General features: G+C 65.4%; 9 protein-coding genes. 3 read left to right on the top strand and 6 right to left on the bottom strand.

Annotated elements, in window-relative coordinates:
• Nucleotides 1-36: 36 nt before the first annotated feature.
• Nucleotides 37-3,555 (bottom strand): transcription-repair coupling factor, encoded by a 3,519-nt coding sequence (gene mfd, locus FXV83_RS22270; RefSeq protein WP_148741527.1) that lies wholly within the window; start codon nt 3,553-3,555, stop codon nt 37-39.
• Nucleotides 3,552-3,842 (bottom strand): FAD assembly factor SdhE, encoded by a 291-nt coding sequence (locus tag FXV83_RS22265; protein ID WP_148741526.1) that lies wholly within the window; start codon nt 3,840-3,842, stop codon nt 3,552-3,554. Before FXV83_RS22265 ends, mfd begins: the two co-directional genes overlap by 4 nt.
• Before the next feature lie 257 nt (nt 3,843-4,099).
• Between FXV83_RS22265 and recG the strand changes: the two genes are divergently transcribed.
• Nucleotides 4,100-6,205, top strand: a complete 2,106-nt coding sequence (gene recG / locus FXV83_RS22260; protein WP_148741525.1) for an ATP-dependent DNA helicase RecG — start codon at nt 4,100-4,102, stop codon at nt 6,203-6,205.
• Between the two features lie 253 nt (nt 6,206-6,458).
• Here the strand turns inward: recG and FXV83_RS22255 are convergent, their stop codons facing one another.
• From FXV83_RS22255 to glmS, 3 genes are all read right to left on the bottom strand, one after another.
• Nucleotides 6,459-7,313, bottom strand: a complete 855-nt coding sequence (locus FXV83_RS22255; protein ID WP_148741524.1) for an NAD(P)-dependent oxidoreductase — start codon at nt 7,311-7,313, stop codon at nt 6,459-6,461.
• Nucleotides 7,314-7,418: 105 nt separating this feature from the next.
• Entirely contained in the window at nt 7,419-8,192 is a 774-nt protein-coding gene (locus tag FXV83_RS22250; protein WP_148741523.1) for a DUF502 domain-containing protein, read from the bottom strand.
• 89 nt (nt 8,193-8,281) lie between these two features.
• A complete protein-coding gene (glmS, locus tag FXV83_RS22245) occupies nt 8,282-10,108 on the bottom strand; it encodes a glutamine--fructose-6-phosphate transaminase (isomerizing) (RefSeq protein WP_148741522.1) in 1,827 nt (608 codons plus the stop codon).
• A 220-nt stretch (nt 10,109-10,328) separates the two neighbouring features.
• Between glmS and FXV83_RS22240 the strand changes: the two genes are divergently transcribed.
• Nucleotides 10,329-10,547 (top strand): hypothetical protein, encoded by a 219-nt coding sequence (locus FXV83_RS22240; RefSeq protein WP_148741521.1) that lies wholly within the window; start codon nt 10,329-10,331, stop codon nt 10,545-10,547.
• 6 nt (nt 10,548-10,553) lie between these two features.
• Here the strand turns inward: FXV83_RS22240 and glmU are convergent, their stop codons facing one another.
• The gene (glmU, locus tag FXV83_RS22235) at nt 10,554-11,921 is read right to left on the bottom strand and encodes a bifunctional UDP-N-acetylglucosamine diphosphorylase/glucosamine-1-phosphate N-acetyltransferase GlmU (protein WP_148741520.1); all 1,368 of its coding nucleotides are present in this window, start codon (nt 11,919-11,921) and stop codon (nt 10,554-10,556) included.
• A gap of 175 nt (nt 11,922-12,096) precedes the next feature.
• On the opposite strand from glmU, the gene FXV83_RS22230 reads away from it, so the two are divergent.
• On the top strand, nt 12,097-13,452 hold the full coding sequence (locus FXV83_RS22230; RefSeq protein ID WP_148741519.1) for a hypothetical protein: 1,356 nt from the start codon (nt 12,097-12,099) through the stop codon (nt 13,450-13,452).
• Nucleotides 13,453-13,539: the final 87 nt, after the last annotated feature.

Below are 13,539 nucleotides of genomic sequence, written 5' to 3'. Positions count from 1 at the left end.
ATCGCCCGCAATGACGAGGGTGAGGGACGGGCCGCCTCACGCCGCCTTCTTGCCCAGCGCGAGCTGCGCCAGCTGGCGCATGATCTCGGTGGTGCCGGCGAGCCGCTCCTCTGGCGTCTCCCAGTCCTGGAAGAACACCACTTTCATGTCGGGCCGCACCTTCGCGGCCTGGCCGTGGCTGCGGATGAACGTGACCAGACGGTCGGGGTGGGCAAAGGAATTGTCGCGGAAAGCGATGACGGCGCCCTTCGGGCCGGCATCGATCTTGCCGACATTGGCCTGGCGGCAGAACGCCTTGATCGCGGCGACCTTGAACAGGTATCGCACTTCGTCCGGCAGCACGCCAAAGCGATCGCGCATCTCGGCGCCAAAGTTCTCGATCTCCTCCTCGCTGTCGAGATCGGCCAGGCGGCGGTAGAGCGACAGCCGCACCGAGAGGTCGCTGACATAGTCCTCGGGAATGAGCACGGGCATGCCGATCGTGATCGTGGGCGACCAGCGGTCGGCGGCAGGCTCGGAAACGCCGGCCTTGAGGTTGACGATCGCCTCCTCCAGCATCGACTGGTAGAGCTCGAAGCCGACCTCCTTGATGTGACCGGACTGCTGCTCGCCCAGGATGTTGCCGGCGCCGCGGATGTCGAGGTCGTGCGAAGCGAGCTGGAAGCCGGCGCCCAGCGTCTCCAACGATTGCAGCACGGTGAGCCGGCGCTCGGCCTGCGCGGTGATCTTCTGCTGTGCCGGCAGCGTGAACAGCGCATAGGCGCGCAGCTTGGAGCGGCCGACGCGGCCGCGGAGCTGATAGAGCTGGGCGAGGCCGAACATGTCGGCGCGGTGCACGATCAGGGTGTTGGCGTTGGGAATGTCGAGGCCGGATTCCACGATGGTGGTCGACAGCAGGATGTCGAACTTGCCGTCGTAGAACGCCGTCATGATGTCCTCGATCACGGCGGGCGGCATCTGGCCGTGCGCGACCGCGATCTTCATCTCCGGCACGTTCTTGTCGAGGAAATCCTTGACCTCGGCGAGGTCGTCGATGCGCGGCACCACGTAGAACGCCTGGCCGCCGCGATAGCGCTCGCGCAGCAGCGCCTCGCGGATCATCAGGGGATCATGCGGGGCGACGAAGGTGCGCACCGCAAGGCGATCGACCGGGGGCGAGGCAATGATCGAGAGTTCGCGCACGCCGGTCAGCGCCAGTTGCAGGGTGCGCGGGATCGGCGTCGCCGACAGCGTCAGCACATGCACCTCGGCGCGGAGCGCTTTCAGCCGCTCCTTGTGGCTGACGCCAAAATGCTGTTCCTCGTCGACAATGAGCAGGCCGAGATCGCGGAACTTGATCGCCTTGCCGAGCAGCGCATGGGTGCCCACGACAATGTCGACCGAGCCATCGGCGATGCCCTTCTTGACCTCATTGAGCTGCTTGGTGAGGACCAGGCGCGAGGCCTGCGCGACCTGCACGGGAAAGCCTTTGAAGCGCTCGGTAAACGTCCTGTAGTGCTGGCGCGCGAGCAGCGTGGTCGGCACCACGACCGCGACCTGCTTGCCTTCGAGCGCCACGGCAAACGCCGCGCGCAACGCCACCTCGGTCTTGCCGAAGCCGACGTCGCCGCAGATCAACCGGTCCATCGGGCGGCCCTTTTCGAGATCCTTCAGCGTGGACTCGATCGCGCCCAGCTGGTCCTCGGTCTCGTCATAAGGGAAGCGTGCGCAGAACTCGTCATAGACGCCAGGCTGCACCGGCAGCTTTGGCGCCTCGTGCAAATGGCGTTCGGCGGCGATCTTGATCAGCTCGCCCGCGATCTCGCGGATGCGGTTCTTAAGTTTTGCCTTGCGGGTCTGCCAGCCCGAACCGCCGAGGCGGTCGAGCTCGACCGTGGTCTGGTCGGAGCCGTAGCGCGACAGCAGCTCGATATTCTCGACGGGCAAAAACAGCTTGGTCTCGGCGGCATAATGCAGCTCGAGGCAATCATGCGGCGCCCCGGCGACGTCGAGCGTCTGCAGCCCGATGAAGCGGCCGATGCCGTGATCGACATGGACGACGATGTCCCCGGCCGCGAGGCTCGTGATCTCCGAGATGAAATTGTCGAGCTTGCGGCTGGCCTTGCGCGGCCGTACCAGGCGGTCGCCAAGGATGTCCTGCTCGCTGATGAGCGCAATCTCGTCGGTCTCAAAGCCACTTTCGAGGCCGAGCACGGCAAGCATGGTCTCGTTGCGCGGGGTCGCCTGTACCGTGCGCCAGCTGTTGACGCTGGTCACAGGGGTGAGCTTGTGGTCGCGCAGCATCGAAATCATGCGGTCGCGCGAGCCCTCGGTCCAGAGCGCGATGACCACCTTCTTGCGGTTGGCCAGCAATCCATGCACATGGGCGACGACGGCTTCGAAGACATTGACCTTGGTGTCGTTGCGCTCCGGCGCGAAGTCGCGGCCCTTGCGTGCGCCGGCATCCACAACGGTTGTGCCATCGGCCGGCACCGAAAACTGCGTCAGCCGCGCCAGCGGCACATCGGCGAGCCGCTTGCCCCACTCCTCTTCGGTCAGATAGAGCCGGTCCGGCGGCAACGGCTTGTAGATGGCGCCGCCGCCCGGATGCTCCATCGCGTCGCGGCGGGCCTGGTAGTAATCGAGGATCTGCTTGAAGCGCTCGCGCACGGCGTCCTCGGCCTGCGGCTCGATCGCAACCGCTGCGCCTTGCAGATAGTCGAACAGCGTGTCCATCCGTTCCTGGAACAGCGGCAGCCAGTGCTCCATGCCGGGATGGCGGCGGCCCTCGCTGACCGCCTCGTAGAGCGCATCGTCGCGCTCGGGCGCGCCGAACTCGGCGACATAACCCATGCGAAAGCGGCGGATAGTGTCGGTGACGAGCTGGAATTCCGAGACCGGCACGAGATCGAGCGAGCGCATATCAAGCATGGTGCGCTGGGTCTCGGCATCGAACGAGCGGATCGACTCCAGGCTGTCGCCGAAGAAGTCGAAACGCACCGGCTGGTCGAGGCCTGCCGGAAACAGATCGAGGATGCCGCCGCGCACGGCATATTCGCCGGGTTCGCGCACGGTCGAGGAGCGGTTGTAGCCGTTGTGCTCGAGCCAGGCGACCACGGTATCCATCGGCACCACATTGCCGGGCGCGACCGACAGCGCCTGCGCCGCGACGAGATCGCGCGACGGCACCCGCTGCACGACGGCGTTCACCGTCGTCAGCACGATCAGCGGCTTTTCGCTGCCGGTGAGCGAGGCGAGCCGCGCCAGCGTGGTCAGGCGCTGGGCCAGAATCCCGCCATGGGGCGAGACGCGGTCATAGGGCTGACAGTCCCAGGCCGGGAACAGGAGCACCGGTAGATCGGGCGCGAAGAATTGCAGCGCGCGTTCGAGCTGCTGCATCCGCGGCCCGTCGCGGCAGACCACAGCGAGGCTGACCGCGGGCTTCTTCGGCCGGGCGGCGATGGCGCGGGCGAGATCGGAAATGACGAGGCCTTCGGCGCCTTCGGCGACATTGGCAAGCGTCAGCGCGCGGCCCGGCGTGAGCAGCTCCGCCGGCGACTTCGACGGCTGCTTCATACGTTGACGTCCACGATCGGAAACGCCTTGATGCGATCAAACAGCGTGCCGGCGACATCAGCCGGCAGCACCTTATCGCCGGTGATGGCGGCATAGAGATCGGGATCGTTGACGTCGAGCAGTCCTTCGAGCTCGCTCAGCTCGTCGTCGGACAAATTGCCGATCTCGGCATCCGCGAAGCGGCCGAGGATCAGGTCCATCTCGCGCGTGCCGCGGTGCCAGCAGCGGAACAGAAGCCGCTTGCGGCGATCGTCCAGTCCGTTGCTCGATCGTGTCGTTCCCGTCATGTCGCAATTCCAGTCAAACGCCAAAAGCCCGGACGTGCCGGGCCGGGGTGATATAGCCACTCGGACCGTCGCTGTCAGCCTTTTAGTTGTTGCAATTGTTTGAGACCGTCATTGCCGGGCTTGACCCGGCAATCCATCGTCATCGAAAGATGGATGCGCGGGTCCCTGCTCCGCCAAAGGCTTCGCCGGGCTTTCAGCCTTGGGCCGGCGAAGCTTGAGCGAAGACGGCAAGCCCGCGCATGACAAATGTTGCGAGAATGCGCCCTAGCCTGCTCAACCCGCTGTTTGCTCCCGTGACCAGCCTGCCCGGCGTAGGCCCAAAGCAGGATCAGCTGCTGCGCTATCTGCTCAGCCGCGATGAGACGCCGCGGCTGGTCGATTTGCTGCTGCATCTGCCGAGCCAGGTCATCGACCGCCGGGCGCGGCCGAAGATTCGCGACGCCGTCCAGGGAACCATGGTGACGCTGGAGGTCACCGTCGACCGCCATAGGCCGCCGCCGCGCAATCCGCGCGCGCCCTATCTCGTCTATGCCAGCGACGATACCGGCGACGTCGTGCTGACCTTCTTCCGCGCCAAGCCCGGCTACGTCGAGAAGCTGCTGCCGGTGGGCGAGAAGCGCTTCGTCTCCGGCACGCTCCAGATGTACGACGGCATCCCGCAGATCGTGCATCCCGACCGCGTGCTCGACGAAGAGGCCATCGCGAAGCTCTCGGGCATCGATCCGGTCTATCCGCTGACGCAAGGGCTGGCGCTGGGCTCGCTCCGCCGCGCGGTCGCACAAGCGCTGCAAAAGCTGCCGGCCCTGCCGGAGTGGATCAGCCCGGAGGTGCTGCGCCGTTGCAATTTTCCGCCGATCGCCGAGGCGCTCACCCGCGTGCACCAGCCGATCGAGCTCACGGATATTTTGCCTGATCAACGCTTCTGGTCGCGCCTCGCCTTCGACGAGCTGCTGGCCGGCCAGCTCGCGCTCGCTTTGATCCGCGCCCAATTGCGCCGGCCTGCCGGCGTGCGCAATGCCGGCGACGGGCATCTTCGCAACAAGGTCATCGACGCCCTGCCCTACGCGCTGACGTCTTCCCAGCGCGACGCGGCGGCGGCAATCGCAAGCGACCTTCAACAGCCCGTGCGCATGCTGCGCCTGCTTCAGGGCGACGTCGGCTCCGGCAAGACCGTGGTGGCACTGCTCGCTGCCGCCGCCGTCACTGAGGTCGGCAAGCAGGCGGCCCTGATGGCGCCGACCGAAATTCTGGCGCGCCAGCACATCAAGACCATCGCGCCGCTGGCCGAACGCGCCGGGATGCGGGTCGCGATCCTCACCGGCCGCGAAAAGGGCAAGGAGCGGCGCGAGATCCTGTTGCGGCTCGCCGAGGGCGAGATCGACCTGCTCGTCGGCACCCACGCCCTGATCCAGGACGACGTGATCTTCCACGACCTTGCGCTCGCCATCGTCGACGAGCAGCACCGTTTTGGCGTGCGCGAACGGCTGGCCCTGACGTCGAAAGGCGAAGCCGTCGACGTGCTGGTGCTGAGCGCAACGCCGATCCCGCGCACGCTGGTGCTGACCTATTTCGGCGACATGGACATCAGCGAGCTGCGGGAGAAGCCGGCTGGCCGCCAGCCGATTGAAACCCGCACCATCTCGATGAGCCGTCTCGGCGAGGTTACCGATAGCATCGGCCGCGCGTTGCAGGCGGGCAAACTCGTTTACTGGATCTGCCCACTAGTCGAAGAATCCGAGGCCGAAGGCACCGAGCACCTCACCAATGCGACAAAGCGCTTTGAAAGCTTGCAAAGGCATTTCGGCGAGCGCGTCGGCCTGGTCCACGGCCAGATGAAGGGCGCTGAAAAGGACCGCGTGATGGGCCAGTTCGCCGCCCACGAGATCGGGCTGTTGGTCGCGACCACCGTGGTCGAGGTTGGCGTCGACGTGCCGGCCGCGACCATCATGGTGATCGAGAACGCCGAGCGCTTTGGGCTCGCCCAACTCCACCAATTGCGCGGCCGCATCGGGCGCGGCTCGGAAGCATCCACCTGCCTGCTGCTCTACTCAGAGCCACTCGGCGAGATGTCGAAGGCGCGGCTGAAAGTGATCCGCGAGACCACCGACGGCTTTCGCATCGCCGAGGAGGATTTGAAGCTGCGCGGCGAAGGCGACGTGCTCGGCGTGCGCCAGAGCGGCCTGCCCGGCTACCGCATCGCGCGCTCGGAGGTGCATGCCCAGCTGATCACCCAGGCCCGCGACGAGGCGCTGCGCATCATGAAGGACGATCCGAAGCTCAAAAGCCAGCGCGGCGAGGCGTTAAGATGCCTGCTGTATTTGTATGAACGCGACGAGGCGATTCCGCTGATCGGGGCGGGTTAGCCGCAGTTGTCGCAAAGATGGTGACGGATGGTTTCGCGTCGTCTCCTCCTCGTCATTGCGAGCGCAGCAATCCAGAATCTTCCGCGGAGGGACTCTGGTTTGCTTCGCTGCGCTCGCAATGACGATGTAGATAAAGCTCTGCATATGTCGACCAGCACGACTCGCGCAAACTCCCCCTCACCCGGATTGCATCTTCGATGCGATCCAACCTCTCCCGCAAACGGGGCGAGGCGAAGTGCGCGCAGCTCCACCTTCACCCCTTCTTCGCGCTTTTCGCCGCGAACGCCTTCAGCAGGCTCGCATCCACGGCCTCGCCGTTCTCATCTTTCGCGAGATGCTCGAACCAGCGCGCAAAACCCTCGTAGATCTGGCTGGCCGGATGGTCCGCCCCGAGAAATCCGGAAATCTCCCGCATCTCCGCGACCCAGCGATAGGCTTTCGGAATCATGTCGGGCAGCGCGACTTCGAGCCGCGCTAAAATCGCGGGCTGGCTCAGCGCAAGCTCGTCGCGCAGCGCATCGGCCGCGCCGGCCTTGGTTGCTGCGACCACCATGGCCGAGCCGATGCCGGCGAGGCCCTTGGCGATTCCCGCGTAGGACATTTTCAGCGCCGAGGCCGCGCCGACAGGTCCCTCGACGATGCGCACGTCAAGCCCGAGGTCTTTCAGCACCGCGACGTCCCCGGCGTGCTCCCCCGACATGTAGAAGGCCGGGCTCTTGCCGCCGGGCTGCGGCGGGAATCCGATGATGCCGGCATCGACAAACGGCGCTTGCGCCGAGCCGATGATCTCCTCGATTCTTTGCACGGTATCGACATTGACAGCGTTGCAGTCGATCACGACCGGCTTCTTCTCGCGCCTGACGATCAGCGCGGCCAAGCGCTCGGCCAGCGCCACGGCTTCGCCCGGCGGCACGATCGAGAGGATGATGTCGGCGTTCGCAATTGCATCGTCCTCGGCGCCGATCATGCCGGCATCCGCGGCCCGCTTCAGCGTCGCCTCGCTGCGCCCCTTCAACGAGGTCAGCACGCGCGCGCCGTGCTCGCTCAGTCGGCGGGCGACAGCGCTGCCCATGGCGCCGGGTGCGAGGATCGCAATGGTTGGGGACATCGTACACTCCGGTTCGAATTCCGAGCGGTGCGCTCAGTTCAGCCGGAAGACTAGCAGAGGGTGCGAAGACGTGCGTGAATGCGGCCATCCCGCACAGGAATGGCCCTACTCCACCTTCGCAGGCTCAGGCCGCGAAGTGGAGGCATTGGCAATGCGGGCGGCATTCGCCATGCCGGCGAGGGCTGCCGCCTTCCGCGGGTCGGGCGCCGATCCCGGCTGCACCACGCCAGCCGACATGATCAGCGTCGCGGCGTCCTCTGTGCTCATATCGACCTCGATGATCTTGCTTTTGGGCACGTAGAAGAAGAAGCCGGTGGTCGGGTTCGGCGAGCATGGCAGGAACACCGAGACGTGCTCCTCCTGCCCCGGCAGACTGCGGGCGACGTCCTCGTTCGGCGATTGCGAGATCAGCACGATCGACCACATGCCCGGCGATGGGAATTCGACCAAGCCGACTTTACGGAAGCTCGAGCCCTTGCCCGAGAACAAAGTCTCGAACACCTGCTTCAAGCCGCGATAGATCGCGCGCACCGCCGGGATCCGGCCGACAAAAGTCTCGCCGAGATCGACCAGGGTGCGGCCGATCAGGTTGGCGGTCAGGAAGCCGAGCAAGGTCAGCGTGAAAACTGCGACGATCAGTCCCCAGCCGGGAACGACGTAGGGCATATAGGTTTCGGGCCGGTACGCCAGCGGAACGAACGGCCGCACCACGCCGTCGACCCAGGTGACGAACCACCAGACCAGATACAGGGTGATTGCAATCGGCCCCGTCACTACGAGGCCGGTCAGGAAATAGTTGCGAAAGCGGCCCATCAGGCCGGTATGAGGCTCCGGGATGGGATCAGGCAGAGGTGCAGGCGCGTCGTCGCGGGTGGTCATTCGGGTTCCAGGTCGGTCGCAACACTCAAGCTAGGGTCTTCTAGCAGATTTTGGAAGACCACATCGCGACCGGCGTAGCTCCCTCCCGCCTATTCGACCGTCACCGACTTGGCCAGGTTGCGCGGCTGGTCGACGTCGGTGCCCATCACCACGGCCGTATGATAGGCGAGCAGCTGCACGGGGACGGCGTAGACCATCGGCGTGAAGGCTGCCGCCATGTCCGGCATGACGATGGTGACCAGGGATTCGATAGTCGCCTCCTCCGCGCCCTTGGCGTCGGTCATCAGGATGATGTTGCCGCCGCGGGCGGCGACCTCCTGCATGTTCGATACCGTCTTCTCGAACACCCGGTCGTAGGGCGCGATGACGACGACCGGCATGGTCTCGTCGATCAGCGCGATCGGCCCGTGCTTGAGCTCGCCGGCGGCATAGCCTTCGGCGTGGATGTAGGAGATCTCTTTCAGCTTCAAGGCACCTTCGAGCGCGAGCGGAAAGCTGGTGCCGCGGCCGAGATAGAGTACGTCGCGCGACTTCGCGATCTCGCGCGCGAGCTTCTCGATCTGGAGCTCGGTGGTGAGCGCCGCTGCCATCAGGCGCGGGATCTCGACCAGCCCGTGCACGAGCTTGGTCTCGTCCTCGTCGGACAATTCGCCGCGCGCCTTGCCGGCCGCAATGGCAAGGTTTGCCAGCACCATGAGCTGGCAGGTGAAGGCCTTGGTCGAGGCGACACCGATCTCGGGCCCGGCGAGCGTTTGCAGCACGGTCTCGCTCTCGCGTGCGATCGTCGAGGTCGGCACGTTGACCACGGCGACCGTGTGCACGCCCTGGTCCTTGGCATAGCGCAGCGCCGCGAGCGTGTCGGCGGTCTCGCCGGACTGCGAGATGAAGATCGCAAGATCGCCCTTGCGCAAGGGCGCCTCGCGGTAGCGGAATTCGGAGGCGACGTCGACCTCGACCGGCACGCGCGCAAAACGCTCGAACCAGTATTTTGCGACGAAACCGGCATAGCTCGCGGTGCCGCAGGCGGTGATGTTGATGCGCTGGATGTTCTTGAAGTCGAAGGGAAGCTTGACCGGCAGCAACACGCGCTCGGTCGCCATGTCGACATAGCGTGCGAGGGTATGGCCGACCACTTCCGGCTGCTCGTGGATTTCCTTCGCCATGAAATGGCGGTAGTTGGCCTTGTCGACCAGCGAGGCCGAGGCGGCGTGCTTGATCTTGTCGCGCGGGACGGCATGGCCATTCTTGTCGAAGATGGTCGCGCTGCTGTGGGTCAGCACGACCCAGTCGCCGTCTTCGAGATAGCTGATGGTGTCGGTGAACGGGCCGAGCGCGATCGCATCCGAGCCGAGATACATCTCGCCGTCGCCATAGCCGATCGCGAGCGGCGGCCCGTTGCGGGCGCCGATCATGAGATCGTCCTCGCCGGCGAAAATGAAGCCGAGCGCGAAGGCGCCGCGCAGCTGCGCGAGCGTCAGCTTCACCGCCTCGACGGGCTTGTTGCCGCGCGTGAGCAAATCGTCGACGAGGTGCAGCACGATCTCGGTATCGGTCTCGGTGTGGAACACCGTGCCTTTCTTCTCGAGTTCCGCGCGCAGCTCGCGGAAATTCTCGATGATGCCGTTGTGAACCACCGCGACGCGCTCGGTCGCATGCGGATGGGCATTGTGCATGGTGGGCTTGCCATGGGTGGCCCAACGGGTATGGCCGATGCCGGTGGTGCCCTTGAGCGGTTCCGCTTCCAGCCGCTTCTCGAGGTTCTTCAGCTTGCCTTCGGCGCGGCGGCGTTCAAGATGCCTGCCTTCGAGCGTGGCGACGCCCGCGGAGTCATAGCCGCGATATTCAAGACGTTTGAGCGAATCCACCAATTGCTCTGCAACCGGCTGGCGCCCGAGAATGCCGACAATCCCGCACATGCGGATCAATATCCCCCAAATCGTCGAAAATGGTCAAAACGACGCGTGCAGTTTCTAGCGAAATTCCTAAGGAACCAGTTACTCAATAATTATTGCCGATTGCGACAGCAGCAGGTGGCGGCGGACCTTTGCCTGCGTCGAATTGGCCGGCGTTAAACCGCGCGCGTTAACCTCCTGTCAACATATTTGACCAACGATTCCGGTCTCAGGAGACAAGGCCATGAAAGGCTCATCCGACCGCAAAGGTCTGTCATCATTGTACGTGCACGCCAGCGAGACGACGGGCACGCACCTTGCGCATTGGCCGCCGCCCCAGCGCGGCAAGGAAAGCAAACCTGTCTTCATCAAGCACGCTGCCGGCGAACCGGCGAAACGCGCCAAGCCGCGCGGCTGGCGCCTGACGCGCGCGATCTTCTCGGAATTTTCCGACGACGAATAGCGCCGCTCACTTCTCCGGCTTCGTTTCGAGCTTCTTGCCGCCCGTCTTCATCTCGCGATAGCGCGTAGCGCCGCCTTCCCGGATGGTCTGCTGGTTTCGCTCCAGCGCCATCGCATCGTCGGGCACGTCGCGGGTGATCACCGAGCCGGAGCCGATATAGGCACCGTCGCCGATCTTCACGGGAGCCACCAGCGACGAGTTGGTGCCGACGAAGGCGCCCTTCCCGATGACGGTCTTGTGCTTCTTGAAGCCATCGTAGTTGCAGGTGATAGTGCCGGCGCCGATATTGGAATTGGCGCCGATGGTGGCGTCACCGACATAGGAGAGATGGTTGACCTTGACGCCGGCCTCCAGGGTCGCAGCCTTGGTCTCCACGAAATTGCCGATCTTTGCGCCATCGCCGAGCGTGGTGCCGGGACGCAGCCGCGCATAGGGGCCGATCGACACGTTCTTGCCGAGCGTGGTCTGCACGATGTGCGAGAACGAATGGATCACCGTGCCGTCGGCGATCGACACACCCGGTCCGATCACCACGAAGGGCTCGATGGTCACATCCTTGCCGAACACTGTATCGGCGGCGAGATGCACAGTCTCCGGCGCGATCAGCGTGACGCCGGCCTCCATCGCCGCCTTGCGCAGCCGCGCCTGCATCACGGCTTCCGCTTCAGCAAGCTGCGCCTTGGTGTTGATGCCGCGCACCTCGTCCTCGCTGGTCTCGATCACCACGGACTCCCATCCCTGTTCGCCGACAATGCCGACCGCATCCGTCAGATAGTATTCGCCCTTCGAATTGGTATTGCCGATCCGCTCGAGGATTGCGAGCGCGCGGCGGCCATCGATGGCCATCACGCCGGCATTGCACAGGTCAATCTTGCGCTCCTCCGCGCTGGCGTCGGCCTGCTCGCGGATCGCGACGAGGCGGTCGCCCTCGACGATGAAACGGCCGTAGCCAGTGGGATCGGCGGCACGGAAGCCGAGCGCTGCAATTGCGGCGCCCTTGGCCAGCGGCGCGCGCAACCGCGCAAAGGTCTCGGCCGAGATCAGCGGCGTATCGCCGAACGCGATCAGGAGATCATCCACGCCGCGCGCGATGGCATCGCGCGCCGCCAGCACCGCATTCGCGGTGCCGAGCCGATCGGCCTGCACGAAGGTGAGCGCGTCGGGGCGAATCCGCCTGGCCTCCTCCGCCACCGCGTGATGGTCGGGACCGATCACGACAGCGAGCGAGGTGCCGGTTCCCTGCGGCGCGGCGGCGAGCACATGGGCGAGCAGGCTCTGGCTTGCCACGGGATGCAGCACTTTTGGCAGGCTCGATCGCATGCGCGTGCCTTCGCCGGCGGCGAGCACAATCGTGAGGCTTGAGCGGGCGGTCATCGAAATCCTGTCAAATTCAACCGAATCGATTGGCGTCGGCGGCGCAAGACCGCCTCATAAGCTACCCGCCTTGCTACCCCCGCGAACGCCCGGAGTTCAAGTGCGGGGCGCATTTCCTGTTAATGTTCCCTGATTGATTCGGGGAAGCCGGACAGGGCTGGGCAACTTTACGTTCATGGCAAAGGATTCCGATCCACTGGCGGATGCCTTCGGCACCAAGGAGACCGGCGGGCTGTTCTCCGGATTTGTGGCCGAAGAGAGAACGCTCGACCGCAGCTTGATGTGGCGGCTGGGCTCGTGGGGCATGGCGGCGGTCGGCGCCGTCGTGCTGGCCGTGTATGCCAACCAGGCCCAGCTCGGCTGGCGGCGCGACCAGGTCGCGTCCGCCGATCTGTCGCGCCAGGCCGACCGGCTCCAGATGCTGACGAAGGAAAGCCAGAACGAGGCGCGTCACTTGGCCTCCGCCATCGAGACGCTGAACACCGATCGCGACCGGCTCTATTCGCGCGTCACCGTGCTGGAGCAAGGGCTCGATTCCGTCACCGGCGCCATCGTCAAGCAGAGCGCCGCGCCGCCGCCGGCGTCCGCAACGAAGCCGCAGGACGCGCCGGTGGCGGCCGCACAGCCGGCGCCCGCAGCTCCCAGCATTGCGCCGGTCGCCTCGACCGCGGCGCCGGCCAATGACAAGCCGCGCGCAGACGCCGCCAAGGACACGCCGAAGGACGGCGCCAAGGACCAGGCAAAGAATCAAACGAGCCCGCCGCCGCAGACCGCGGCTGCCGCCTCGCTCGTATCGCAGTCGCCGGCGCCGACGCTTCCGCTGGTGCCGTCCAAGTCGATCATGGCGCCGCCCGATCCGGCCGCATCGAAACTGATTCAGCCCGAGACAACCGAGAAGAAGCCCGAGCCGGCGCCCGCCCCCACTGAAGTCGCCGCCGTGGCGGCCAAGCCTGAGGCGACCGAAAGCGAGCCACCGGCGATCGCGGTCCAGCAGACCCGCTTTGCGATCGACCTAGGTGGCGCCAACTCGATCGACGGCCTGCGTGCGCTCTGGCGCGGTCTGACCAAGTCCAATCCGGAGATCGCAGCATTGCGCCCGATCATCATGATCAAGGAAGGCAACGCCGGCCTCGGCATGCAGCTTCGTCTCGGCGCCGGTCCGCTGATCAATGCAGCGGCCGCCGCAAAGCTCTGCGCAGGCCTCGCCGAGAACGACCGCCATTGCGAGACCACCGTGTTCGACGGCCAGCGCCTGTCGCTGCGCGGCTCGGAGAAGGGACAAGAGAAGTCTCAGGACAGGGTTCAGGAGAAGAACTCCGAGAAGACCCAGGACGCCACGCCGCAAGCCGAAACCGCACCTGCCCCCGCCTCCAACGCCAAACCGGACAAGCACCGCCGCAGCTACTCCTCCAAGCGCGCGTCGAAGCGCGAGGAACCCGCACCTGCACCTGCGCCTGCGGCGCAACCTGCGTCGGCCAAGCCGGAGACGGCGTCTGCGGGGTCGACTCTGTCGTCGTTCTTCAGGCGGTAGCTTCCCTCAAAAGCGGCAATCTTTCGCTGAAGGGCTGAACAGGCTCACGCAAGTTGGCGAGAAAACTTCCGCCCCGCCCTGTTGCCC

Source organism: Bradyrhizobium hipponense (assembly GCF_008123965.1).
Lineage (GTDB): Bacteria > Pseudomonadota > Alphaproteobacteria > Rhizobiales > Xanthobacteraceae > Bradyrhizobium > Bradyrhizobium hipponense.
The sequence above is the reverse complement of the archived record's forward strand: the minus strand, read 5'-3'. Positions and strand labels throughout refer to the sequence as shown.